At 46.2% G+C, this 25,063-nt stretch carries 24 protein-coding genes; 9 read left to right on the forward strand and 15 right to left on the reverse strand.

Annotated features, from left to right (window positions below):
• Positions 1-133: 133 nt before the first annotated feature.
• Together BBEV_RS11810 and BBEV_RS11815 are read left to right on the forward strand one after the other, a co-directional pair.
• Complete coding sequence (locus BBEV_RS11810; RefSeq protein WP_069365650.1) at positions 134-1,555, forward strand: cryptochrome/photolyase family protein; 1,422 nt, start codon at positions 134-136, stop codon at positions 1,553-1,555.
• Positions 1,552-2,748, forward strand: a complete 1,197-nt coding sequence (locus tag BBEV_RS11815) for a GNAT family N-acetyltransferase (protein WP_069365651.1) — start codon at positions 1,552-1,554, stop codon at positions 2,746-2,748. Before BBEV_RS11810 ends, BBEV_RS11815 begins: the two co-directional genes overlap by 4 nt.
• A 119-nt stretch (positions 2,749-2,867) precedes the next feature.
• Here BBEV_RS11815 and BBEV_RS11820 read toward each other — a convergent pair whose 3' ends face one another.
• Positions 2,868-4,241, reverse strand: coding sequence for an aldehyde dehydrogenase (locus BBEV_RS11820; protein WP_069365652.1), 1,374 nt, complete (start codon positions 4,239-4,241; stop codon positions 2,868-2,870).
• Positions 4,242-4,416: 175 nt separating this feature from the next.
• Here BBEV_RS11820 and BBEV_RS11825 point away from each other — a divergent pair, with 175 nt between their 5' ends.
• Positions 4,417-4,890, forward strand: a complete 474-nt coding sequence (locus BBEV_RS11825) for a small multi-drug export protein (RefSeq protein WP_069365653.1) — start codon at positions 4,417-4,419, stop codon at positions 4,888-4,890.
• On the opposite strand, the gene BBEV_RS11830 is transcribed toward BBEV_RS11825, so the two are convergent.
• The 5 genes from BBEV_RS11830 to BBEV_RS11850 form a co-directional block, all read right to left on the reverse strand.
• Positions 4,887-5,462: a class I SAM-dependent methyltransferase gene (locus BBEV_RS11830; protein ID WP_069365654.1), complete on the reverse strand. Its 576-nt coding sequence runs from the start codon at positions 5,460-5,462 to the stop codon at positions 4,887-4,889. The genes BBEV_RS11825 and BBEV_RS11830 overlap by 4 nt on opposite strands.
• A gap of 24 nt (positions 5,463-5,486) precedes the next feature.
• Complete coding sequence (locus BBEV_RS11835; RefSeq protein WP_069365655.1) at positions 5,487-6,035, reverse strand: carbonic anhydrase; 549 nt, start codon at positions 6,033-6,035, stop codon at positions 5,487-5,489.
• Between the two features lie 106 nt (positions 6,036-6,141).
• Complete coding sequence (locus BBEV_RS11840; RefSeq protein WP_069365656.1) at positions 6,142-6,369, reverse strand: sulfurtransferase TusA family protein; 228 nt, start codon at positions 6,367-6,369, stop codon at positions 6,142-6,144.
• Positions 6,370-6,417: 48 nt separating this feature from the next.
• A complete protein-coding gene (locus tag BBEV_RS11845) occupies positions 6,418-6,987 on the reverse strand; it encodes a sulfurtransferase TusA family protein (protein ID WP_069365657.1) in 570 nt (189 codons plus the stop codon).
• Positions 6,988-7,145: 158 nt separating this feature from the next.
• On the reverse strand, positions 7,146-7,442 hold the full coding sequence (locus BBEV_RS11850) for a thioredoxin family protein (protein ID WP_198154996.1): 297 nt from the start codon (positions 7,440-7,442) through the stop codon (positions 7,146-7,148).
• Between the two features lie 260 nt (positions 7,443-7,702).
• Between BBEV_RS11850 and ytvI the strand changes: the two genes are divergently transcribed.
• Together ytvI and BBEV_RS11860 are read left to right on the forward strand one after the other, a co-directional pair.
• Positions 7,703-8,851, forward strand: coding sequence for a sporulation integral membrane protein YtvI (ytvI, locus tag BBEV_RS11855; protein WP_069365658.1), 1,149 nt, complete (start codon positions 7,703-7,705; stop codon positions 8,849-8,851).
• 113 nt (positions 8,852-8,964) lie between these two features.
• The gene (locus tag BBEV_RS11860; protein ID WP_069365659.1) at positions 8,965-9,297 is read left to right on the forward strand and encodes a DUF2325 domain-containing protein; all 333 of its coding nucleotides are present in this window, start codon (positions 8,965-8,967) and stop codon (positions 9,295-9,297) included.
• Between the two features lie 83 nt (positions 9,298-9,380).
• Here the strand turns inward: BBEV_RS11860 and BBEV_RS17620 are convergent, their stop codons facing one another.
• From BBEV_RS17620 to BBEV_RS11870, 3 genes are all read right to left on the reverse strand, one after another.
• Positions 9,381-9,548, reverse strand: a complete 168-nt coding sequence (locus BBEV_RS17620) for a hypothetical protein (protein ID WP_198154997.1) — start codon at positions 9,546-9,548, stop codon at positions 9,381-9,383.
• 60 nt (positions 9,549-9,608) lie between these two features.
• Positions 9,609-10,379 (reverse strand): TspO-related membrane protein, encoded by a 771-nt coding sequence (locus BBEV_RS11865; protein ID WP_069365660.1) that lies wholly within the window; start codon positions 10,377-10,379, stop codon positions 9,609-9,611.
• A gap of 141 nt (positions 10,380-10,520) precedes the next feature.
• Positions 10,521-12,416, reverse strand: coding sequence for an ABC-F family ATP-binding cassette domain-containing protein (locus BBEV_RS11870; RefSeq protein ID WP_069365661.1), 1,896 nt, complete (start codon positions 12,414-12,416; stop codon positions 10,521-10,523).
• 260 nt (positions 12,417-12,676) lie between these two features.
• On the opposite strand from BBEV_RS11870, the gene BBEV_RS11875 reads away from it, so the two are divergent.
• Complete coding sequence (locus BBEV_RS11875) at positions 12,677-14,383, forward strand: hypothetical protein (RefSeq protein ID WP_069365662.1); 1,707 nt, start codon at positions 12,677-12,679, stop codon at positions 14,381-14,383.
• 75 nt (positions 14,384-14,458) lie between these two features.
• On the opposite strand, the gene BBEV_RS11880 is transcribed toward BBEV_RS11875, so the two are convergent.
• Together BBEV_RS11880 and BBEV_RS11885 are read right to left on the reverse strand one after the other, a co-directional pair.
• Positions 14,459-15,079 (reverse strand): flavin reductase family protein, encoded by a 621-nt coding sequence (locus tag BBEV_RS11880; RefSeq protein WP_069365663.1) that lies wholly within the window; start codon positions 15,077-15,079, stop codon positions 14,459-14,461.
• Positions 15,076-15,699, reverse strand: a complete 624-nt coding sequence (locus BBEV_RS11885) for an alpha/beta hydrolase (protein WP_069365664.1) — start codon at positions 15,697-15,699, stop codon at positions 15,076-15,078. Before BBEV_RS11885 ends, BBEV_RS11880 begins: the two co-directional genes overlap by 4 nt.
• A gap of 151 nt (positions 15,700-15,850) precedes the next feature.
• On the opposite strand from BBEV_RS11885, the gene recQ reads away from it, so the two are divergent.
• Positions 15,851-17,632: a DNA helicase RecQ gene (recQ, locus tag BBEV_RS11890; protein ID WP_069365665.1), complete on the forward strand. Its 1,782-nt coding sequence runs from the start codon at positions 15,851-15,853 to the stop codon at positions 17,630-17,632.
• A 34-nt stretch (positions 17,633-17,666) separates the two neighbouring features.
• Complete coding sequence (gene csaA, locus BBEV_RS11895; RefSeq protein WP_069365666.1) at positions 17,667-17,999, forward strand: chaperone CsaA; 333 nt, start codon at positions 17,667-17,669, stop codon at positions 17,997-17,999.
• 124 nt (positions 18,000-18,123) lie between these two features.
• On the opposite strand, the gene BBEV_RS11900 is transcribed toward csaA, so the two are convergent.
• From BBEV_RS11900 to BBEV_RS11910, 3 genes are all read right to left on the reverse strand, one after another.
• The gene (locus BBEV_RS11900) at positions 18,124-18,384 is read right to left on the reverse strand and encodes a metal-sensitive transcriptional regulator (protein WP_069365667.1); all 261 of its coding nucleotides are present in this window, start codon (positions 18,382-18,384) and stop codon (positions 18,124-18,126) included.
• 39 nt (positions 18,385-18,423) lie between these two features.
• On the reverse strand, positions 18,424-19,737 hold the full coding sequence (locus BBEV_RS11905; protein ID WP_069365668.1) for an anaerobic C4-dicarboxylate transporter family protein: 1,314 nt from the start codon (positions 19,735-19,737) through the stop codon (positions 18,424-18,426).
• Positions 19,738-19,848: 111 nt separating this feature from the next.
• Entirely contained in the window at positions 19,849-20,916 is a 1,068-nt protein-coding gene (locus tag BBEV_RS11910) for a nitric oxide synthase oxygenase (protein ID WP_069365669.1), read from the reverse strand.
• 116 nt (positions 20,917-21,032) lie between these two features.
• On the opposite strand from BBEV_RS11910, the gene BBEV_RS11915 reads away from it, so the two are divergent.
• Positions 21,033-22,571, forward strand: a complete 1,539-nt coding sequence (locus BBEV_RS11915) for a methyl-accepting chemotaxis protein (protein ID WP_069365670.1) — start codon at positions 21,033-21,035, stop codon at positions 22,569-22,571.
• A 109-nt stretch (positions 22,572-22,680) separates the two neighbouring features.
• Here BBEV_RS11915 and BBEV_RS11920 read toward each other — a convergent pair whose 3' ends face one another.
• Positions 22,681-25,026 (reverse strand): bifunctional diguanylate cyclase/phosphodiesterase, encoded by a 2,346-nt coding sequence (locus tag BBEV_RS11920; protein ID WP_232318324.1) that lies wholly within the window; start codon positions 25,024-25,026, stop codon positions 22,681-22,683.
• Between the last annotated feature and the right edge of the window lie 37 nt (positions 25,027-25,063).

Below are 25,063 nucleotides of genomic sequence, written 5' to 3' on the forward strand. Positions count from 1 at the left end.
AAACATTGAACATATTTTGTCTGTTTTTAAACCGCTTACATTCATTAGGTCAGTCAAAACAAGGTTATTGGAAGATGATTCAGGGAAATCGTGTTAGACTGATATCAGAAAACCTGCACCGGAGGGATTGATTATGACAGCTACTACTGCCATCTGGATCCGGAACGATCTGAGATTGCAAGACCACCCTGCCATTGAAAGGGCACTCTTAATTTCCGGAAAACCGGATGACCGCATTTTATTTGTGTTTCACGTTCATGAACGCTATTTCAAAAAAGACAATCCTCGCGTTGATTATTTTTATAAAACCGTCCGGTCATTCAGTGATGATCTTGCAGCAAAGGGTATCGGTATCCGTTTCATTTACGGGTCTGCGGAAGATGCCTGGCATGATTTTTTCGATCAGTTCCCGGATGTAACAGCCGTTGTTGCAACGATGGATCCAACCGATTTTGCGCTGGAGCGGGATGCGCTGGTGAAAGAACTCACTGTTGCCCGCGATGTCCATTTTGAATTAACTGAAAGCAATCACATCCATCATCAGCATGCGATCTATAAAGACGATAACACCCCTTATAAAGTCTATACGCCCTACATGAAGCAGTGGATGAAACGGTCTGTCAGACCCCTGATCGCGATCGATCATGCCAAACTCTCTGAAAAATCACTGAATGTCGCTATGAACAGGGACACCCTGGATCAACAGCTGGCGCATTCAAGATGGGACTGGAAAGCCATTGGTGAAAAGAATGCCCATAAGCGCATGACACAGTTCATGGAAGAGCGTCTTCATGCTTATGACGAACAGCGTGATTACCCGGCAATCGCCGGCACATCCCGCCTCTCCCCATACCTGAAAACCGGAACACTCTCTGCAGTTCAGGTCTACCATGCTGCATATGCAGCCTTGGAGAACGGGTCTAAAGGCGCGGAAACGTACATCAAAGAACTTGCCTGGCGGGATTTCTATAACATGATCCATTCGCATTATGATGATTTGAAGCATCAGGAGTTTCAGGAGAAGTTCCGGCACCTCGACTGGCGGAATGATCCAGAACTGCTTGAACGCTGGAAACAGGGACAAACCGGTTTTCCATTGATTGACGCTGCGATGCGCCAACTCAATCAGACTGGCTGGATGCATAACCGGCTGCGAATGGCGGTTGCTTCTTTTTTGACCAAGGATTATCACCTCGACTGGCGAGAAGGTGAACAGTATTTTGCTGAGCGTCTCATCGACTATGATGAAGCCTCAAACGTCGGCGGCTGGCAATGGGCCTCTTCCGTCGGTACGGATGCTTCGCCTTATTTCAGAGTATTTAACCCCGTGAGACAGTCGAAACGATTTGATCCAAAAGGCAGCTTCATCAAAAAATATGTACCCGAACTCAGCAATGTCCCAGAGAAATACATTCATGAGCCTGCAAAAATATCCGGAAAAGCAAAAGAGGAATCCGGCTTTGAAATCGGAGTCGATTATCCCAACCCCTCTGTCGACCACAGTGAAGCAAGATTAAAAGCCATTGCCATGTTTGAAGGAGGATCATCGTCATGACCATTCGAAAACTCAACCATCATGAGAAAAAAGAGGTACTCGATTTAAGTGCCTATTCGTTTCAATTTCACTTGAGTGAAGAGGAAGAAACGAATGTGCTTGAGAAAATGAAACCGGAGTATACATGGGTACATGAACATACTGACGGAGAGATTGCTGCTAAACTGAACATTTTACCACTGGAAACCTATATCGGAGGACGACTCATGAAGATGGGTGGAATCGCCGGCGTTGCCACCTGGCCTGAATTCCGCCGTGGCGGCTATGTAAAGGCCTTGTTGCTTCATGCGTTTACAGAAATGAAAGATGCCGGACAAGTGATCAGTTTCCTGCATCCCTTCTCGGTGCCTTTTTATCGCAAATTCGGCTATGAATTATTTGGCCGTGAACTGCACGTCACACTTGAACGTGAGCAATTACCGAAAGACCGTCCTTACGCAGGAAAGATCCGTCGCGTGAAACAAGAAGATGCACCTGTACAACTTGCAGCAGTCTATGAGCAGTGGGCAAAAAACTATTCGGGAACACTGAAGCGAAGCGATGACTGGTGGCAAAACAGTGTCTTTCGCCGAAAAAAGGGTGCCATCGTTGCCTATACATCAGACGATCAAGTAACAGGCTATATGATTTATGAGGTAAAAGATAAAACAATGACCATCAAAGAATGGATCTGGCTGACACCTGATGCCCGCGATGGACTGATCAGCTTTATACGGAATCATGACTCAATGGCACAACGTTATACGATGACAGTTGCCCCTCAATCCGGACTCCCTTATCTGCTGGATGACGCAAAGGTGAAGCAGGAACTGAGCAGTTACTTTATGGCCCGCATCATCGATTTGGAGAATTTCCTGTCCGTTTATCCATTCGAGCTTACCGGAAGAGACGGGGTTATCCCCCTGCACATCATTGATGATAATTGTCCATGGAATCAGGGGACGTTTCTGCTGGCGGTTAAAAATGGGGCCTTGTCCGTTAAAAAAGCACCTGTCAAAGAGGGGAGCCGGTGTGCCCATCCGCCGAAGCGTGGCATTCACGCATCGATTGGTACACTGTCAGGACTCATGATGCAGGCAGAGTCGTTCGAACTCTATGTGACGGAGAAACTGATCGAAGGCGATGAGGAAAGCATCTCGTTTTTCAAGTCCATCCTCCCACGCCAAAAACCTTTCATCTATGATTTCTTTTAAAAACATCGAACTCCTGTAAAAACTTGACCCACTGCAACGAGTCAATTCTTTAGCAAACTGAAACATTCCTATCAAGTATATAAATAACCCACCGCATTTTTACAGGCGGTGGGTTCCGATTATTCCATGATCCTTCGCATTGCCTTGGTCGATCCGGGTGTCTGACTGTAACGGATCGGCAGATCAAAAGCCGTTGACTGTTTCAGGACACTCTTCATGTGCGTAAATGTGTCAAATGTGGACTTGCCGTGATAATTCCCCATGCCACTCTCACCAACGCCTCCAAATGGCAGGTAAGGCGTTGCCAGGTGCATAATCGTATCGTTCACGCAGCCGCCGCCAAAGGACAGATTGTCCATAATGAAACGTTCGGTTTCTTTGTTCTCTGTGAACAAGTACAAAGCCAACGGATTTGGCCGTTGACGAACGGTTTCAATCACTTCAAACTCATGCTCATAAAAAATAATCGGCAGGACGGGTCCGAATATTTCCTCACCCATCACGTCATCATCGAGATTTACGTCCACCATAACGGTAGGTTCAATATAACGGCTGTCAATATCATAATGCCCGCCATAAAATACTTTTTCCGGATTGATCAAGTCAGCAATCCGTTTTGTATGCTGTTCATTGACAATTTTCGGATAGACCCGGTTGCGACGTTCTTCTGGGCCGAACCACTTTTTAATATAGTGAGAAACCAGCTTCAGAAATTTCCGTCGTCGTTTTTCATGCACCAGCACATAATCCGGCGCAACACAGGTTTGACCCGCATTGATCATTTTTCCCCAGACAATGCGTTTGGCTGCAATTTTGAGGTTGGCGTCTTCCGTCACAATCGCCGGGCTCTTGCCTCCAAGTTCCAATGTCACGGGCGTCAGATGATGGCTCGCTGCCTCCATGACCTTCTTTCCAACAGCCGTACTGCCGGTAAAGAAGATATAGTCCATCTTCTCATTGAGCAGGGTTTTGGCGACTTCCACGTCCCCCTCAACACAGGCAACATACTGTTCCGGAAAAACAGAAGCAATCAGCTCCCGGATCACACCGCTTGTGTTCGGTGTTAATTCTGAAGGTTTAACGATCGCCGTATTCCCTGCAGCAATCGCACCGATCAGTGGAGCAAAGGCCAATTGGAAAGGGTAGTTCCATGGTGCAATGATTAATACGACGCCATATGGCTGTTTATACACCATGCTTTTCCCGCCGAAATGTGTTAAAGGTGTTCGTTCTTTTACGGGAGATGCCCAGTAATCCAGGTTCTTCAATGTATCTTTAATTTCAGAATAGATAAAACCGATTTCCGTCATAAAGGCTTCGTGTTCACCTTTATTCAAATCTTTCCTGACTGCATCCAGGATATCTTTTTCCCGTTTTCGTATGCCATCACGTAACGCCTCGAGCTGTTTATGTCGAAAGGCAAGGGGTTTTGTTTCCCCGCTGTAAAAATAATTTTTCTGCCTTACTTTTAAGTCCCTTATCGCGTCTTTCATGTGATGTCCCCCTTATAGTGCAATAATCATACTCTGTCAGACGCTAAAGCTGTTCTGAAAGTTTCACACTGTTTTCTATACCCCTGAGTTTCCACTTGGAAACAATCCGCTGTTCTGCAACGACTATGCATGATAGAATACAACTCTAGTACATCAAGGCAAAGGAGGGCAAGCTATGATCGATGTTCTTTGGCAATATATCATGATCTTTCTCATGGCTGCGACGCCTTGGTTTGAAATCCTTCTCGTTATCCCCATCGGAGTAGGAATGGGCCTGGAGCCGTTTCTCGTTGCGCTCGTATCCTTCGCTGGAAACTTCCTGCCAATTCTCCTGATCGTCTGGTTGCTTAACTGGTTTCAAACGACAGCATATTATGCCAGGTACAAAAAACGCCGCGAAGAAAAAATGACTACGAAAGACACGCCGTCCAGAGGACAACGTGTCTTTCAAAAATACGGTTTGCCGGGATTGGCCATTCTCGGGCCTTTGGTTACCGGCATTCATTTGGCAACGGTTATGGCACTCTCATTGAAAGTGGGGAAATTATCAACCACTGTATGGATGGGTGCCAGCCTGTTTATCTGGACCGTTGGACTGACTTTTGCCAGTGTCTATGCGCTCGAAACAGTCGTGCGTCTCTTTGGTTAGACCGGTATATGGAAGAAAATCGTGTACACTTCACTGTGATGGACCACCTCATCTACCGCGAGTCCTGCTTTTTTCATGTCCGCAGTCACATCATCCGGTGCGAGGCGTTCATGCTGTGGTGGCCCTGCGTGCGGATTGTCAACCCGGGCCCATTCCACCACTGCGCCTCTTCCCCCTTTTGTGAGCATACGTTTCATTTCCTTAAATGCCTTGACCCGATCGCCTACTTCATGAATGACGAAGGCAATCACTGCCCGTTCAGCGACGTTATCACCAAGGGATACATCTTCGAGGTCCGATTGAATATAGCCGACATGCTCAAAACCCGCTTCTTCAACCCGAGCGGAGAGCATACCCAGCATTTCCGGTTCCACGTCCACTGCATAGACATCCCCTTTTGTTCTTGCTGCAATCGGCAAAGTGAAATAGCCATTCCCTGCGCCCAGGTCAATGACATTCATCTTTCCTTCAATCCCGAGTTTTTCAGCTACCCAGTCAGCATCCACCAGTTTCTTTCGTTCTGGATCCAACAGTCTTGCTGCCTCGTTCGGATCAAATCTGTCTCCTGCCATATCGATCTCCTCCTGTGTTGTGAATCAGTCGATCCACTCGATTTTACCATTTTCCAAATGAAACAGTGCGCCTAGAACAGGAATTCCCTTTCCAATGTCCTGATAAACAGGAAGTTCTTTTATATTTTCGATTTGCGTCCGGATATTCTGTCTTTCGTGGGCGTGATCATCTGATTGAAGCTCATCAATGCCCCGGATGCTTGTTTCCACATGACCGAGCCAGTCGTCAAGATGTTCGTTACTTACTCCTTGGCGGGCGGCCTGGACACCCCCGCAACCCGTGTGCCCCAATATAATGATCCCTTTTATCTGAAGGACCCTCATGGCATAGTACAATCCGGTGCGTAAACTATCGTCTTTTTCTACGACCTGGTTTGCAACATTTCGATGGACGAACAGTTTACCCGGGAGGCTTGACGTAATCGTGTCCGGGTCGCTTCTGGAGTCACTGCAGGACAGGACAAAGAAGTCCGGCGTCTGTCCTTTTTGAAGTTCCTCGAAGAAATCTGGTTTCTGCTGTTTCATTTTCTGAATAAATGCTTCATTTCCTTGTATCAGCTGCTCGTAATTCATTTTATTCACCTCGACAAAAGATTTCTATCATTTTGCCATGATTCCCTGCTAAAAGCAACAGCTCCCCCCTGCCAAGTGGCAGAAGGGAGCTCGATTGATCTTCGCTTTATGCTTTTTCCACCCAGAATTTCAGAACGTCTTCTTCCTGATCTTCTTTCAAGATTTTATTTCCGCTTGATTTTGCCCAGGCTGGGATGTCTGATTTCGCGCCTTTATCAGTCGCATGAACTTCCAGAATTTCTCCGGCACTCATCTTGTCCATTTCCTTTTTCACCTTAACAACCGGCATTGGGCAAGCCAACCCTTTAGCATCTAACAATTTTGCGTTTTCCATCATTATCGCTCCCTTTATTTATTTTATCTGACTTTGTCGATTTGTGATTTATTCGGTGCTCTCAACAGGACCATCCCACTCCGTCATACCAGGCTTTACATTGTGAACTTTATCAAAGCCTTTCTCCTTTAACGTATGTGACGCCATATTGCTCCGGCTTCCTGTTCGGCAGATGACATAAACATCGTCTTCTTTGCTCAATTCATCCATCCGCTCTTCAAGTTCTCCCATCGGAATCGATACGGATCCAGGTATACGGGAGAACGTATACTCTGCAGGTTCCCTGACATCCAGAATGGTAACGCCCGATTCACCGATTTTACTCTTCACATCATCATTTGATGCAACCGGCTCAAATTCTTCAATCTCCTTGGTGTCTGCATCATCTGATTTACGTAAATAGTGAAAGAGAACGTCTCCGTCTTCTTTAGACCCAAGATACTGGTTTCCAGTATTCTTAGCCCAACCCTTCATATCGGCCAGAGACCCGCGATCTGTTGCTTCGACGAGCAATACTTGCCCCGCATCAATCTGATCCATCATTTTCTTCGTTTTCACTACCGGCATTGGACATGCCAAGCCTTTGGCATCCACAACATGGTCTACTTTAATGCTCACAGTGATAACCTCCTTCATTTTCTTATACCTATATGGGTATTAAAGATGGTAAAAAAAGAGTTGAACCTGTTTTGTTCAAAATCTTTTTGACCGCTCATAATTACCTTTACCCCTATGAGTATAGTACAAAACATTCACGCCAATGTCAAGTTGAAAATTTATGAGCGCCAAAGCGACATGATTCGGATAATTTCGTCATAAGACACAAACCGCGATCCGCGCCATTGTTCTTTCCCATCAAGAAACAAAAGCAACGTCGGTGATGTAAACACCAGAAATTCGCCGGATACTTCCGGTACGTCCTTCAAGCGGATCTTCTTGACCGGTACGTCAGCTTCTTTCAGGACACCTTGATTGATTTGTTCCTCAACCGCTTCACATACTGAACAATTTTCTGTTTTCACCAGTAAAAGGAACGCATTTTCCGCTTGAATCTCCGTTTTCAACTTTTCCATTGACTCGATCGCTTCCATTTCATACACCCTTTCGTTTTCTTCTGTTGCCATCATATACCGATTCTTCGATGATTACAAAATTTATGATTGAAAACTGCCGAATGCACCTCTCCTTCTAAATCAAAGATTATGGAAGGGGATTACTTAGCAGTTTTTGTTTAAAAAACAGTGTACTCAGAAAAAATAGCAGTCTCAACCAGTTAAAAAATGTTACGATAAGGATACTACTACTGAGGACTTTGGCAGGGAGGCGTATCGGGATGACAAAGGAGCAAGGCTGGATTTTTCTCAGACTCTTAGTCGTATCTGCCGTGACCATCGGCGGCATCTGGCTGACAGGAATTCTATTTTCACTTACTTATCCATTTATCATTGCTGCAGTCCTGGTGTGGATGTTTCATCCACTGATCCGCTTTTTGCGGAACGCTTTAAAATTCCCCAATGTGCTCGCCGTGTTCTTCACCGTATTTCTTGGCCTGAGTGCGGTCATTGGCTCAGTCACCGGCATTATTTTTCTGATTATTTTCGGATTCAGACGCATTTCAGCTTTCTTGCCCGAATGGATTCAGACGACAGCCATACAGGCTCAGGATTTCTTTAACCAATCCATCTTCCCGATCTGGAAACAACTCACAGGAGCTGTCGATACACTGACACCAGAACAGCAGGCAACCCTTCAGAATGGCATTGAACAATTGGGCGCACAACTTGCAGAAGGATCGACGGACTTCGGTCAAGGCATCGCTGAAGGCCTGACTTCCATCATCATTTTTGTCCCATCTTTTCTGATTGTTTTCTTATTTGTTTTCATTGCTTTCTACTTTATTGGAAAAGACTGGGAGCGCATGTTGCAGTCCGTTTATGACAATACTCCGGCGTTTATTCTCAAAAAAGGCCGGGCATTCAAAACGATGTTCCAGTATCGGGTACTTGGATTCGTAAGGGCACAAATTATTCTGATGTTCATCGCATCGGTAATCGTCTTTACAGGTCTGATGATCCTTCGGGTCGAAAATGCACTGGCCATCGCCATGATCGTGGGCATTGCAGAAATTCTTCCGTATCTTGGATCAGGCACCATTCTGATCCCCTGGTTTATCTACATGCTCATTACAGGAGAACTCTATATGGGCATCGGCTTGGCCATTGTTTACGGGGTGACAATCGCGATCAGACAGAGCATCGAACCGAAAATACTATCGTCAAGTATGAACCTCAATGCATTGGCTGTATTGATTTCATTATTTATCGGTTTTCAACTGTTCGGCATTGTAGGCTTGTTTGTCGGACCTTTTGTACTGGTGATCCTTGTCATTTTCAAGGACATCGGTTTTATGGGCGAGATCGGCCGGTTTATCCGCTATGGTTTTAAGGATGAGCCTCATCCTCGCATTTCAGGTTTTAAATGAGAATAGCTTCAATGATTGTCATGGGATCTTCACAATTACACCGATTTGTGAAGATCTTTTTCGTGTATAATTCTAATTGAGAATGAGAATCAAAGATGAGCGGAGGAATGACGATGTCTTCTCTAATGGTAATAGGCGGAGATCAACTGGGAAACATCCCGGATAAACTGAAAGCACTTGGTTTTGATGATGTGCTTCATATCAGTGGACGAAAAACGCAAATGGTAAAAAGAGATATTCCTGAAGGGGTTGATTTAATCCTCGTACTGACGGATTTCATCAATCACAATATTGCAAAAAAAATAAAAGCGAAAGCATCGAAACAAAATATTCCGATCTGTTATTCAAAACGTTCCTGGTGTACCATTTACCAGACGCTGAATACCAATCAGGATGCCTGTCGTACGTGTCCTTTTTTGAAAGAAGGAAACTGTCATTTAAATTAATCGAACAGAGCAACAGCAGTGCCCCTTTGGTAGGGGACACTGCTGTTGCTCTGTCAGCCTGAAATCCATCATCTGCTGTGTTTTCAATTACTTCGCTGGTGCGCTGAGCCATCTCCTGGATCATGTTGGATTGATGCAGAACGTTCTGCCTCTGCAATCCGGAATTCCTCCATAAACGTATATACGATGCGCAATTCTGTCTCAGACATGTGTTCGACCATACGAAGGACATCCTTTTTTGATACATTCATAGATGTTGCCCCCTCTTTACCTTCTACCCTACTCTACCCTGAACTGCGGACGGATAATCTTTAAGTTTCAACCGACTTTGCCGGATACAGTGCACGATTTTTCCAAATGCCATACAAGACAATCATCAGTAGAGAAAATCCTGTAATCAGAGCAACAGCGCCAATAACCGGGTATTCCGCTGCACGTGCTGCATAAATCCCGACGAAGGCCCATACAAATACGAGCGGATAAACATAATCACGCATCAGTCTGCTCAGGAATGCTGCAAGTAAAAGGCCAATCACCAATAACAGGTTCGTCCATAATTCCCCGGAAAGTACCCATGCATCCAGGTCTGAAAATCCCCGGTATGCCACACCGACATTCAGAATTGTCGCAACAGAGACCCAGCCCATATAGATTGAAAATGGAAAACGATTCAATTGTCTCGCACCCTCTGAACGGACAATTTTGCGCGAGATGATTATGAGGGTAATCAGCATTGCTGAAATGACTGGCAGAGTCCATTCATAGTAACCATAATGAAACAGCAGGATCCAACTGCTATTGAGTATAGCATTTATCAGGAAAAAAGGACCAATTGCATCAATGACCTGTATTTCTTCTCGTTTTTTTACAAATAATCCACGTAAGACCCAAAGTGTGAGAAGGACATAAATGAGTCCCCATATACTGAAGACATAACCTGCAGGGGTAAATAACAACCCAAGCTCATCGGAGATCTCTCCGGTCTGTCTGCCATTTATGGGAAGGATATTTGCCAATGCATTCATGACAATCATTTGTATTAATGCTAATAAATTGATAATGGACCATTTTGAACGGTTCATTTGCCGTAAGTCCTCCTTCCCAGATCATTATTATTCATTCTTTACCCGTAAACTTTTAATACAAATCATTTTTTCAATAAAATCAAGATAAAAATGGCTATTTTCTTATTTCTTCACTATTGTGCGAAAACATAGCAGGCATTAAGACTTCATCGATTCCACTCTAATAGATAATTCTTCCCACCTGTTCATCGCGTTTTCGAGATCTGTTTCAAGTTGCTGTTGTTTCTCATAGAGCTCTCTCGCTTTATCAAAATCACTTCCACAACTGTCAATGGCATCAGAAACGGCTTCAAGTTCTTCCTCGATCGTCATGATTCTGTCCTCGATCGTTTTCCATTCCTCTTGTTCGCGGTAAGAAAGTTTCTGCTTCGGTTTTTTCTCTGAATTCTTTTTCTTATCCGCTTCCTGTTTCGCCTGTTCATTCGCTGCTTTTTGCTGCTTCTTTTCCTCGTCGAGCCAGTCGGAATAACTCCCTTGATAGCGGCTGACCTGTCCGTCTCCTTTAAAGACGAGCAGCCGGTCAACGACCCGATCCAAAAAGTAGCGATCGTGGGATACGGTAATGACAACGCCAGGGAATTGATCGAGGTAGTCTTCAAGGATCGAAAGTGTCGTTGTATCCAAATCATTTGTTGGTTCATCGAGAAAGAGCACATTCGGTTCTTCCATCAGGACTTTTAACAGGTAAAGTCGTCTTCGTTCCCCGCCGGACAGACGGCGGATGTGTGTCCTCTGCGTGGGTCTTGTAAACAGGAAGCGTTCGAGCATCTGCTCCGCTGTAATCAATTCTCCATGAATTGTCTTCACAGCTTCTGCTGTTTCTTTGATATAATCGATCATCCGAAGATCCTCATCCATAGTATCGTGATCCTGGGTATAGTAGCCGATCCTTACGGTTTCTCCGATGTCGATGGTCCCGTTATCTGGTTCGTGTCGCCCGGCAATGATATTCAAAAGCGTTGATTTCCCAATGCCATTGGGCCCGATCATCCCCACCCGGTCGCCTCTTACAATCAATTCATTCAACTCACTGAAAAGCAGCTTGCCATCCATTTCTTTTGAGACATTCTCCAACTCGATTACTTTTTTCCCTAGACGCACAGAGCCGATCGCAAAATCAAGCTCGCCGTCTTTTTCAACCGGTTTATTTTCCTGAATTGTTTCAATCCTTTGTTTACGTGCCTTCTGTTTCGTTGTCCTCGCTTTTGCACCGCGCTTCAGCCAGGCAATTTCCCGTCTGAGAAGATTTTGACGCTTATCTTCCTGAGCTGCTTCATTCAGTTCGCGTTCCGCACGTTTTTCAAGGAAAGCTTCATAATTCCCTTCATAGCGGAACAGACGACCATGATCCAATTCAAAGATAACTTCGGTGACCCGGTTCAGAAAATACCGGTCGTGTGTGATCAGCATCAGCGCACCAGGGTAGTTGGACAAAAAGCCTTCAAGCCATTCAATGGTGAGATTGTCTAAATGATTGGTCGGTTCATCAAGCAGCAACAGATCCACCGGTTGGATCAACGATCGGGCAATGGCGACCCGTTTTTTCTGACCCCCGGATAACGTGACGGCTTCTTTCGTATAGGTGGTGATTCCTAATTTGCTGAGAATGGTCTTTGCCTGCGTATTGGCATCCCAGGCGTTTTCACGGTCCATCCGTTCCTGCGCTTTCACAAGATCCCGCTGCAGCTTTTCATCGGAAGGATCCGCCTCCAAGGCAGCCAGTACCATTTCATAATGGCGCATCGCCTGAATGATCGGCATCTCTCCTCCAAATACAATATCAAGAACCGATACGCCTTCGGGAAACTCTGGATCCTGAGGCATGTATTCAATCGAGAAGTTCCCTGCATGTTCAAATGAGCCATGCTCTTTCCCCTCAATTCCGGCTATCGTTTTGAGCAAAGTCGATTTGCCAGTTCCGTTCACACCAATGAGACCGATCCGTTCTCTTTCACCGATACTGAAACTGATTTTATCAAAGAGTACTTTCTCTCCAAATGTTTTCGTGATTTCATTGCATTGTAAAATTGTCATCCTTCAATCACCTTTTCTTTCTCACTGGCATCATCATACCCGCGATTCCCATTTTAGTTTACTGTGTATGCGACACCGTCTGATCTTCTCTGTTTATGGTATCAGATTTCGAATAAAAAAGTAGTACCTCATTCTCTTCTTTCAATGATTTTCGTGGTAGAATAAAATGGCAGTATCAAACAAATTCAGAAACTGGACGGCATTTGATACGTATATATACAGAGTACAAATAATTTGCTAATGAAAAAGGGGCTATTACAATGATTCAAATGTTGCTTGTCAGCGTCCTTGCGGCGTTACTTTTTTTGCCATTCCACAAAACCTGGTGGGAAACACCCATGTTGCGGAAATGGATTCCGATACGCTATACTGCCGGTGTTTTTTACGGCATCCTGCTGTTCTATGTCGGTCTCCTGGATCAGAGTTTTTCAGGCATACTGACCTATTACGTTCCGTTGGTTGCCATCGGAATGATCATGGACTCCACTCTGGTGTTCACTTTCGTTAAGACCTTCCGTAAACAAACCGCCATGATTGGAGCCGGGATTGGGGCGGTCATTCTGATCCTGTTCATCGTATTTTGGGTCCTACAGCCGTTGTTTCTTGCCGATCAAAAGTATGAAATGGCCGATGGTGAAGAGGTGACTGTAGAAGATCTGAATCCCGTAAATGAAGAAAACATTCCGGTCGTTCCGAGAAGTTATGCCGAATACCGCTCGGATATCCTCATGGGACAGCTTCAGAACCAGGCGTTCTATAATCTCGGTCAAACGCGGATCCAGAAAATGGATGGTTCCTTGTATTGGGTAACACCGATCGAATATGACGGCTTCTTCCGATGGGTCCGAAGTGATGCAGCACCCGGCTATATCATCGTCAGTGCTGAGAATCCGCGGGAAGAACCACAGCTCATTGAGATGGACATGACGTATGTACCTTCAGGTTATTTTCATGAGGACGTCAATCGTCACGTTCGTTCGGAATTTCCGGACGTGATCATGTATGACACTCATTTCGAAGTGGATCAAGAAGGTAATCCTCATTACATTGTCAGCTACGGCTCGTATACTGAATTCCGCCGTGTTTCTGACGTGGAAGGTGTGATCATCGTTGATCCCGTTACCGGTGAAATGGAGCAGCACACAATCGAAGAGACGCCTGAGTGGGTCAACCGGATCTTCCCGCCTCATATTGCAGAAGAACGCAATGAGTGGTTCGGGATTTACAAGTCCGGTATTTTCAACCGCTTTTTCGGTCGTGAAGGACTAACCCAGCCGACGTATTGGGGATCAGACGATGGCGTTACCGGGGTAGTGGATCAGGATCTCAATCTCTCATGGTTCACAGATCACACCCGTCTTGTCGGGGAAGGCGAAGAAACCTCCAGATCGATGATTGCCTTTACCATGTTCGATGCCCGAACCGGTGAACTCCGAAACTTCCGGGATGCCAGCGGTTCTCTGAACGGACGTGTGGCCATGGATCTGGCTGAAAGAACATTCCGCCGGGATGATTACGTGGCAGGCACTCCGAGTTTATACAATGTTTACGGTCAATACACATGGGTGGTCCCATTGATGGACCGTAATAACGTACTCCGGGAAATCATGCTGGTCAATGCCTCGGACGAAAATGTTTACGGGTATGGCGATACGAAGCGTGAAGCCTTTGGTGCTTATCAGCTTGAACTGGCGACCCGTACCGATGAAGATATCGTTCCAGGGGAGCTGACAGAACTTGAAGAAGTTACAGCCACTGTTGAGCGTGTGTATCAATGGGACAGAGAAGAAGGTGTGACGGTCCGCTTTCTCCTTGAAGGTTATGACCGTATCTTCACAGTGAGTTCGGGATCTTATCCGCGTGCTGTGTTTATGGAACCTGGTGATGAAGTACTCATCGAATTCATGGACGGTGGAGAAGAAGTGCAGCCTGTGGAGTCCATTGAAATTTTGCGGAATCCATCGTGATTCTCCCCTGACTGAACGCAACGTTTCATGCATTAAAAGAACCGGGCGGATTCCGCCCGGTTTATTTTATGGTTTCTATACTTTCGGGCGCTTCAATGAGAAGATCTTTCCTTGTTTTGAATATCTGGTTCCGGCAAGTCTGCCAACACTTTTCAGTTTTTTGGCCTTCAGTACCGGAGTGTTTTCTGTAGCATCGGTCAGTTCTTCGTCGAACACGTACTGAACGATACGACCGAAAATGACATCCGTTCCGGACGTTCCCTCTTCAAAGACCACATGTTTTTCCAGAACACATTCGAGTCGAACAGGCGATTCCTTCAAGGAGGGGACATTCACCACCCGGCTGGGCTCCGGTTTCAGCTTGTAACGTCTGACTTCACTTTCATCAGGTCCTAACGATGCGGAGGTTTTATTGACTTTTTTGATATTTTTCTCTGTCGTCACATGCACGACAAATTCCCCGTTGGAGAGAATGTTACGTGCCGTGTCCTTCTGTAATCCGTCTTTTCGTCCAATGGCAATCATCAAAATCGGCGGCTCTGCAGATACGAGATTAAAATAGCTGAACGGAGCAGCATTTAAGACCCCTTCTTCTGACACTGAGGTGACAAACGCGATGGGTCTCGGTGTGACGGCCGAAGTCATGAATTTATAATTCTCTGCTTTGCTCCACTCTGTTGGGTTTACTGCTTTCATGATGGATCAACTCCCGATACTTCTGATTTGTACCAAAGTGTTGCCCGGTCTACTTCGCCACGGGACAGCTGGTGACCCTGCTGTTCCCAGAACAGTTCAACTGCCGCACCTTGTTTTGTGAGATCCTTGTTCAGTTTTTCCGTCTGTTCAGGAGGACAGATCGGATCGTTTTCACCTGCACCGATAAATACTGGCAGTCCCGACATGTCCGGCAGGTCGATACCGCTTCTTGGAACCATCGGGTGATGCAGCGCCGCAGCTCTTAACGGGCGTTCATAGTGATAAAGAAGGCTCGCCGCGATGTTGGCCCCGTTGGAATAGCCGACAGCAACGACATGGCTTCTGTCAAAGCCGTATTTTACACTTGCTTCATCGATAAAATCATACAATTCCTTCGTCCGGAAGATCAGATCCTCCTCATCAAAAACACCTTCACTGAGGCGGCGGAAAAAGCGGTTCATGCCATTTTCATCAACATTGCCGCGAACACTCAGGACGTTGGCCATCGGGTCAATCATATCCGCTAACGGAAGTAAGTCGTTTTCATCGCCGCCGGTGCCATGAAGCAGCAGCAGCGTTTCTTTCGTTCTCTCATCACCACGTTTATAAATATGATGCATGTCCCATCATCCTTTCATCATTCGTCCATTCTTCTTTCGATACCCTCTCTACGCTCCCCAGTAAACCTGGACGCTGATTCACGGTGGAAGAAGACGGTCATTCTATAGTACACTGAAGAAGGAAAAATGTTATTCGACAGGAGCATAAATGATGTTAACTCAAGCAAAAGAAAAATTACATACCCATTTCGGCTATACACAATTCCGTACCGGTCAGCAAGACATTATGGACTACCTTTTCAAAGGCGAATCGACCCTTGGCATCATGCCTACAGGCGGGGGGAAATCGGTTTGCTATCAGATTCCTTCACTTCTTTTGGATGGCGTCACCATCGTGATCTCCCCGCTCATTTCCTTGATGAAAGATCAAGTCGATGAGCTGAGTGGACTAGGCATATCTGCAACATTTATTAATTCATCATTGCCTTATGATGAGGTGCAAACACGTATCGCAGGCATTCGTCAGGGAGACTATCAATTGGTTTATGTCGCTCCCGAACGCCTTGAATCACCAGGTTTTGCTGCCGTTTTCGAACAACTCCCCATCGCTTTGATTGCAGTTGACGAAGCGCACTGCCTCTCGCAGTGGGGACACGATTTCAGACCGAGCTATTTACGGATACCTGAGTTGATTAACCGGTTATTCCAGCGTCCGCCGATTCTCGCCCTGACTGCAACAGCCACACCGGAAGTGGCACAAGACATCACAACGATCCTGGGTATTCCTTCTTCCAACCGGGTTCAAACAGGTTTCGAGCGGGATAATTTAAGTTTTCATGTTCTGAAGGGCGTGGATAACGACCGATATATCAAAGATTATCTGGTGCGAAACCCCAGTGCTTCGGGCATTATTTATGCCGCTACCCGTAAGGAAGTGGAACGCATCTACGCCCGTCTTTTAAAGCAGGACATCCGGGTCGGCCGCTACCATGGCGGGATGAATGCAGACCAGCGCCGGGATTTTCAAGAACAGTTTGTCTACGATCAGTTGCAGGTGATGGTCGCAACGAACGCTTTCGGCATGGGGATCAACAAATCCAACGTACGCTTCATTATTCATGCCCAAATGCCAAGAAATATCGAAAGTTATTATCAGGAAGCCGGCCGCTCCGGGCGTGATGGTGAGCCCAGTGAGTGCATGCTGCTTTTTGATGCACAGGATATCCGGATTCAGCAGTTTCTGATCGACCAGTCTGACATGGATGATACGCGAAAGAAGCAGGAATTCAAAAAGCTCCAGTCGATGATCAATTACTGTCATACGGAAGGCTGCCTGCAGGAATACATTTTGCAATACTTCGGTGAAAAACAGACCACGCCGTGCGGGAAGTGCTCAGAATGTGCCGATGACCGCTCCATTGCTGACGTCACGAAAGACGCACAGATGGTACTGTCCTGTATCCACCGGATGGGCGAACGATTCGGTAAAACAATGGTCGCGCAAGTCCTTGTCGGAAGTAAAAACAGGAAAATGTCAGAAATGAATTTCGATACCTTAAGCACTTATGGCTTAATGAAAGGGAAAGGCCAAAAAGATGTCATTCAGTTTATCGATTACCTGGTAGCTTCACAGATCCTGCGCCTTGACGGGGGCGGCTATCCGGTGTTGAAACTCACAGAGCGATGCCTGCCGATCCTCAAAGGAGAATCGAAAGTCTTCCGTAAAGAAGCCAGAGCACCGAAAGAAATGTCCCAGGAAGATCCGCTCTTCGTTCATCTCAGAGAGCTTCGCTCAGAACTTGCCGCAGCACATGACGTTGCACCGTATATGGTTTTCTCTGACCGGACTTTGAAAGAAATGGTTGAACGCCTGCCGGTGACAGAATCCGCGATGCTTGAGATTAAAGGGGTCGGCGAATCCAAACTGGATACATACGGGCGTGCCTTCATGAAAAAAATTGCCCAGTACCGCCTTGAACAGGACGTCAAATAATACGTAAATGCCCATCATGACAGGAGGTATTCTCATGGCTGAGTTCAGTGATTTTCAACAGCTTGATCTTCGTATCGGTACGATCCTGACGGCAGAGCCCTTTTCAAAAGCACGCGTACCTGCCTTCAAAATCACCATCGATTTTGGTACAGAGATCGGCATCAAAAAGTCCAGTGCCCAAATCACACACCGATATCAACCTGAGGACCTCGTCGGGAAACAAGTCACCGCAGTCGTCAATTTCCCCCCGCGAAATATCGCAGGTTTCTCATCAGAAGTGCTAATCCTGGGCGCAGTGCCGGGCGAAGGGGATGTCGTCCTCCTTCATCCGGACGAGGCTGTCCCAAACGGCACAATAATCAGCTGAAAATGTTTGTGAAGCCGTGTTCCACTAAAACTGCATTCTTTCAGCACACTTACACTTTTCTGAACATGAAAAAAGAACGTTCCATTACGGAGCGTTCTTTTTCCATTTTATTCAATCTTGTTCTTCAACGGCTTTTAACGAGCAGTTGAACCGCTTCTTCAATCACATCTTCACGCTTTTGGCCTGAATTCTGATGATCATGAATGCAGGATACAAGATTTTGGGCCACCACAAGAGCCGTTGCCCGGTCAAGTGCAGAACGGACCGCGGACATCTGTGTAATGATGTCCTTACAATCTTTCTCCTCCTCCATCATTCGAATAACGCCTTTCAACTGGCCTTCCACACGCTTCATACGATTTATCACTTCCAGCGAGTATGCCATATATTACACTCCGTTCCGTTTGATTTATCGAGCTGTACTTTATAAAAGAACGAATGCCAAGAGATAACCTACTGCAACAGCGACAAAAGTGGCAATCAGTCCTGGCAGCATAAAGCTGTGGTTAAAGACATATTTACCGATCTTCGTCGTTCCGGTTCTGTCAAATCCGATTGCAGCAATGATCGGGCCATAGTTCGGCATGAAGAAATAACCGTTCACTGCCGGGAACATAGCAATCATAAAGGCTGGATTGATACCCAGTGTTAATCCGAGTGGCATCAGTGCACCAACGGTCGCTGCCTGGGAATTGAGGAAGATGGACATGATAAAGAGCGCAAAGGCAAAGACCCAAGGAGCGGTTTCCACCATGCCCTGAACAGCAGGTTCAATGATCTCCATATTGGCCTGGAAGAATGAATCCCCCATCCATGCGATCCCGAAGATGGCAACAACCGCGACAATCCCTGCACGGAAAACGCTCCCTGTTGCAACTTTCGCTGCATCCACTTTACAAATCAGCAATATTAAAGCTGCAATTGTCAGCATGACGATTTGAATCGTATGTGGCATGGATAAGATTGTAATCTCTTCGCCTGTACCGAATGATGGGCGAAGTTGTTCAAAAGTCCCAAGCAATACAATCAGGACAGCTGCAAACAGGAACAGCCACACAGAATAAATGGATCGGCTTGATACTTCTCGCTTTTCGCGCTCTTGAACGGCCGGCGCAAGGCCGTTTTCCAGCCGGCGTATGTACTCCGGATCATTTTCGAGTTCCGGCCCACGGTTTTTCATGACAAATGCAGCGGTCATGATTCCGATGAAGGTTGCAGGCACAGTAATCATCAGAATATTCATCAAGGTGAAATCAAATCCTGCAATCAGGGCAAGAAGCGCGACCGTTGCCGCAGAGATCGGACTGGCGACAATCGCCTGCTGGGATGCAATGACGGCTACCGACAGCGGACGTTCAGGACGCACTTTGGATTCCTGGGCCACCTCTGAAATGACTGGAAGCAATGTATACGCTACGTGCCCTGTTCCTGCAAAGAACGTGAAAAAATACGTGGTAATCGGCGCCATGAATGTGATCCGCGATGGATTTTTCCTGAGGATTTTCTCCGCCAGGTCAACGAGCACATTCATACCGCCCGCGGCCTGCAACGTCCCGGCCGCTGTCACGACGGCCACGATCATCAGCATGACATCGATCGGCGGTGAGGTTGGTTCCAGATTGAAGACAAAGGTTAAAATCGCAAGACCCGCTCCACCCATGATACCGAGCCCGATCCCGCCAATTCTGGCCCCGATCAAAATCGCCAACAAAACAATCATAAACTGTAAAATAAACAATCAGGTCACCTTCTTTTCATAAAAATTCTGCACTCACTTATCATAGCTTTTCACAGCGCTGAAGCATAGTGTTTTGTGAATCATTTCACATAAAGTTCAGAATTCAGATCTTTATTTGTAATGGAAATTCGGAGAGACGATGGTATTGTCATAGTCTTCATGAAAAATATGCGTGGTTGCCGGAGATACCGGTGGAATAAGCCAAGTCCAGTCACCTGTTACAGGTCTCCCCGTTTGACATTCATTTTTCTGGAATTGTTTGAACTGGTGCGCTGCAGTGTGATGATCAACGATGGATACTCCGTCTTCTTGAAAAGACTGGAGCACTGCCTGATTTAAAATCACAAGTGCTTCATCCTTCCATAAAGAGGCGTTCGATCCTCTCTCGATCCCGGCGGCATCTGCAACTGCCGCAAGTTTGTTGTACCGCGCTTCATCTGCTAAATTCCTCGCACCGATTTCCGTCCCCATATACCAGCCGTTAAAAGGTGCCGCCGGATATTCAATGCCTCCGATCTCCAAAAGCATGTCAGCGATTGCCGGAACGGCGTACCACTTCAGGTTCAGATCCTTCATTCCGGGATACTTTGCGTGGCGAATCCGCACTTCTTTCACGATATCAGGGGCCAATTCAAACCACTGCGGTGCTTCTTGAGCAGTTGCTATCACTAAAGGCAGCAGATCAAATTCTGTCCCTACTCCTTTCCAGCCGAGTGACTCACAATAGGCTGTGAAATGAAGAGAATGCGGATCACCGATCACGCCCTTTTCTGTTTGATATCCCGCATATCTGATCAATTGATGATTATAAAGTGTGACCGGCACTTCTCCTTCTTTTCGAGGTGCAAAAATCGTAATCGTCGGTTTGATTTTACCGTCGTTCGTTGCAAAACGAATATGCTCCACCAGCGTTTGATGGACCTGTTCACAAGTGAAGTGATCCCGTGCGTCGATGACCGATAACGAGTCCCAGAATAACCGGCCGATGCATTTGTTCGCATTTCGCCATGCCATTTTTGCGCCGTGAGTCAACTCTTCACTCGTATGTGTATAACTTCCTGTTTTAACAATTTCCTCTTCAATCGCGATCCACCGGCTTGCTATCGCTTCTGGTGATTTCCCCAGTTCATGATAGCACTGCTCAATGAAAGAGCGGGCTTGCTGTTTCAGGTTATCCATCATTAAACACCCCTTCAGATAAAAACTTGTCGAAATTCCTGTGAGAATGGTTTCATTAATCCATTTTTAGGTTTATACTGTCTAAGACTTAATAAATGCTGTGAGGAGATCTGACTATGCAAGAACGAAAAAATTTCATTATGCTGCTGTTCAGTCTGACTGTCGTCCTTTTCTCTTGGGTTGTTCATTACCTGCATCGCGGGATCGGCTGGCTCGACAACTATATCCTCGCTTCTCAAATGGAAGCAGGGACACCAGCTCATTTACTGCCCTTACTGAATGGCCTCTTTTTTCTGCCGATTATTTTACTGATTGCAAGCGGAATTCTATTTTATCAAAACCGTACCCAACCACTGCTTCCGGTCATGCTGACATTGACCCTGACTTTTGCCAGCATTTCCATTATCGCCGGCGGAGACGGACTTGTCGAGTATCACTTCTCGATCTTCATGGTCTTGGCCTCTCTTGCCTATTTTGAGCAGGTTCGACTGATTGTAATCAGTGCCGCCATTTTCGCCTTTCAGCACATTGTCGGATACTTTACCGTGCCTGAACTGATATGCGGGACAGATGCCTACCCGTTCACACTGTTGATGATCCACATCTTCTTCGTGGTCTTCACTGTTGGCGTTATCCTGATCCAGATCATAGCCCGTCAGCGTTATGTCAGGATGGTGACTGAGAAAGAAGCTCAGCATCAAAACATCGTCGAATCGCTGGTTTCCAATATTTCTTCCACTTCCGAATCCGTAATGGAACATATAAGCCGGTTGGATGCCGGGGCACAGGAAGCTTCATCAGCATCAAAGGACATCGCTTATTCACTGAATGACATGGTAGAAGGTGCAAATCAGCAGCTCGCAGAATCCCGTAAAAGTTCAGAGGAAATTGAAGAAGTCTCCAAAGATGTGCAGCACATCATTGATCAGTCAAAACAGTCCATGGCTATCTCTGAATCAACTGTGTCCCTTGCACAAGCGGGCGAGGAAAGTATGGCATCCACTGAAAAGGTGATGACGGATCTCTCCGGTGCTGTTCATCAAATGGATGAAGTGGCCGGACGCCTGCAGTCGCGATCACAGGAGATCGAAAAGACTTTGGGACTGATTACAGATATTTCTGAACAAACCAATCTTCTTGCGTTGAACGCTGCCATCGAAGCCGCAAGGGCTGGAGAAGCGGGAAAAGGTTTTGCTGTTGTTGCTGATGAGGTGAGAAAACTCGCTGATCAATCCCGACAATATGCCAACGACATTTCTTCTGTTCTTGACGGCCTCCTCTCCGATTCCAAAGATCTTGCCGAAGTGATGACTCTTGGCAGGGAACAGAGTGGTGCAGGCATCGATCAGGTCAAAGAAACAGGTGAACGCTTTGTAAGAATTGTTCAGGAGATTGAACGCGTTGCAAGCGACACAAAAACTTCTTTCACGTTAGCCGAAACCATTGGAAGCCGCATGAATCAGCTGAGGGACGTACTCACTACCATCAATCATGTGGCGGACAAGAATCGCAGTGGAATCGAATCGATCTCGGCCACTTCAGAAGAACAGATGGCCACATTTACAGAGTTCACAGACAGCACAACGTCTGTAACTGAAAAAATGGATGGACTTCAAAGGCAAATCCTCACGATGCAGCAGGACATGAGAAACTGATCCAATTTCGCATCAAAAGCGATCCCTGGAATTGATCCGGGGATCGCTTATTTGCATGATCAGATGGATGTTCTTAAGAAAGAAGAATTTATACTGGCAAGGTAATTTCTCAATTCATTCCAATCGTTCTGAAATGACTGATCACCGTAACTGCGCTGCATGGTCTGGCATAGTAAAAACCCTGAATATGCGTACAGCCAAGCTCTCTTAAGGCCTCCTGCTGTTCTTTCGTTTCCACTCCCTCTGCCGTCGTAGAGATCTCCAGGGACTCAGCCATACTGATGATGGCGTTTGTGATCATTTCAGCTTTCGGATCGTCCGGCAGGCGTGATACAAACGTGCGATCAATCTTTAATGTGCTGATCGGAAACTGAGTAAAATAAGCGAGCGAAGAATAGCCCGTTCCAAAATCATCAATTGCGATACTCACCCCCAGACCTTTCAAAGCAGCCATTTTGTCCACTTTATCCTCGCCCGGACTCATGGCTGTCGTCTCTGTAATTTCAAGTTGTACCCATTCGGGCTCAAGTCCAGAATTATGAATTGCTTCACGCACATTCCTGATGAACCGGGCCTGTTCAAACTGCAGGACAGAGATATTAATTGATATGACCATCGGCTCATATCCTTGATCCTGCCATGCCTTATTTTGCCTTAGTGCCTCTTCCATCACCCACTGTCCGATGTCCGTAATCAGCCCGGATCGTTCCGCTATATCAATCACTTTTCCAACAGGAACATGACTGAACTCCGGGTTTACCCAGCGGAGCAGAGCTTCATTCCCCGATACTCTGCCATTGGAGATATCAATGATTGGCTGATAGTGAAGCATGAATTCACCTCGTTCAACGGCGAAATGCAACGCATTTTCTATTTTCTGATCTTCTTGAATCGAGTCGGTAATCCCCTGATTGTAAAATTGATAACAATTACCCCCATCACGTTTTGCCTGCAGTTTGGCGATATTCGCATGCGCAATAATTTCCTCAATATCATTCTCGTCTTCGCCATCTTCCATAAACGCTGCACCAATGGACATCCTCAGTTGCCAGCCATCTTCTCTTGCGGACATGTCATTCATGGCATTTTGCCATAGGATTTTCAGTCGTCTTTCTGCATGATCTTTGGAATCGGACCGAATCAGGATGATGAATTCATCCCCAAAATAACGCCCGATCATTTCTTCCTGGTTAAGATACTCCTGTAAACGTTCTGCAAAACCCACCAGAATCTGATTACCTGCGTGATAACCCCTCAGACTGTTGTAACGCTTGAAGTCATCGATGGAAATCAGTGCTACGGTAATATGTCCGCCGAGTTTCCAAAGGTTCTTTATCCTGTATGGCAACTCCATCAGAAATGCGTTAAAGTTATATAGGCTCGTCAACGGATCAAAATACGTCAAACTGCGAATCCGATCATGCATGGCGTTAAAGCTTTTGGCAGCTGCACCGATTTCATTGTTGACGGACTCATCCGCCCTGATGTCTGAATTACCCTGCGTCGCTTCTTCAAACACCTCTTTCAATCGTAATATTGGTTTGGACATCTGTCTGGAGAAAAACCATGAGAACAACAAAACAAGGCCCATGGCTGCAATAAATCCAGCGGTGATCGTGAGCTGAATCCCCTCGACTTCGCCTAATACCTCATCCCGGTCAATCGAGAACATCAGATTCCACTCGGTGGAAGGCTCATCAATTTTTGCTGAGAAGGTAAACACCTGGTTCCCCTCTTCATTCTGATGTTCGAGCCACTCCAGGTGACCGTCATTCAGTCTGTTAAATGCAACATTTTCAGACTGAAGATGGACTGCATTGTGTGACGTTGTAAAAGAGTTGTCCGGCTGGATCACAACCTCTCCCTCGTTGTTCATCAGCCAGGCAACCCCGGTCTCACCGAGTTCAACGGATTCAATTACCCGTGACAGAAAGTAGACCTCAGTAACCAGATTAACGAGCCCTTGAAGTTCACCTGTGTCATCACGAATTTCATGCGATACGATCATAATGGGCACATCCGGATCCGCAAAAGGGCTGATAAACGGCTCAGTGATCCAGAAGGGTTCTCCTTCAAGGATTATGTTTTCGTATTGCTCCTGTTCACTGATATCAATATAATCGCCGTTTGTCGTCCAACCAAGACCTTCCGTATCTGTTACGGTCATATTTCGATACCGGTCTTCAAGGACGACTGTCGGTAAAAATGCCTGAATCGCTTCTTCATCACCTGAACGCAGAATATTCGTTTGACTCAGCATCTCCACCTTTTCGATGAGATGTGTCAGTTCACTGTGAATGGTGTCAGCACGGCTGTCGACAATATCCTGATACTGGTGCATCAAATGATCCGGCACCCGGCTGAGCTGTTGATGCGCAATCAGTCCCATAGCCAAAGACAACAAAAGGACAGCAAGCAGTGGATACATCATCAGTTGAGATCTGATTGATTTCATCACGCCTGTGTCCTCCTTTAGATTCATGTCATTCGTC

This window comes from Salisediminibacterium beveridgei (assembly GCF_001721685.1).
Taxonomy (GTDB): Bacteria; Bacillota; Bacilli; order Bacillales; family Salisediminibacteriaceae; genus Salisediminibacterium; species Salisediminibacterium beveridgei.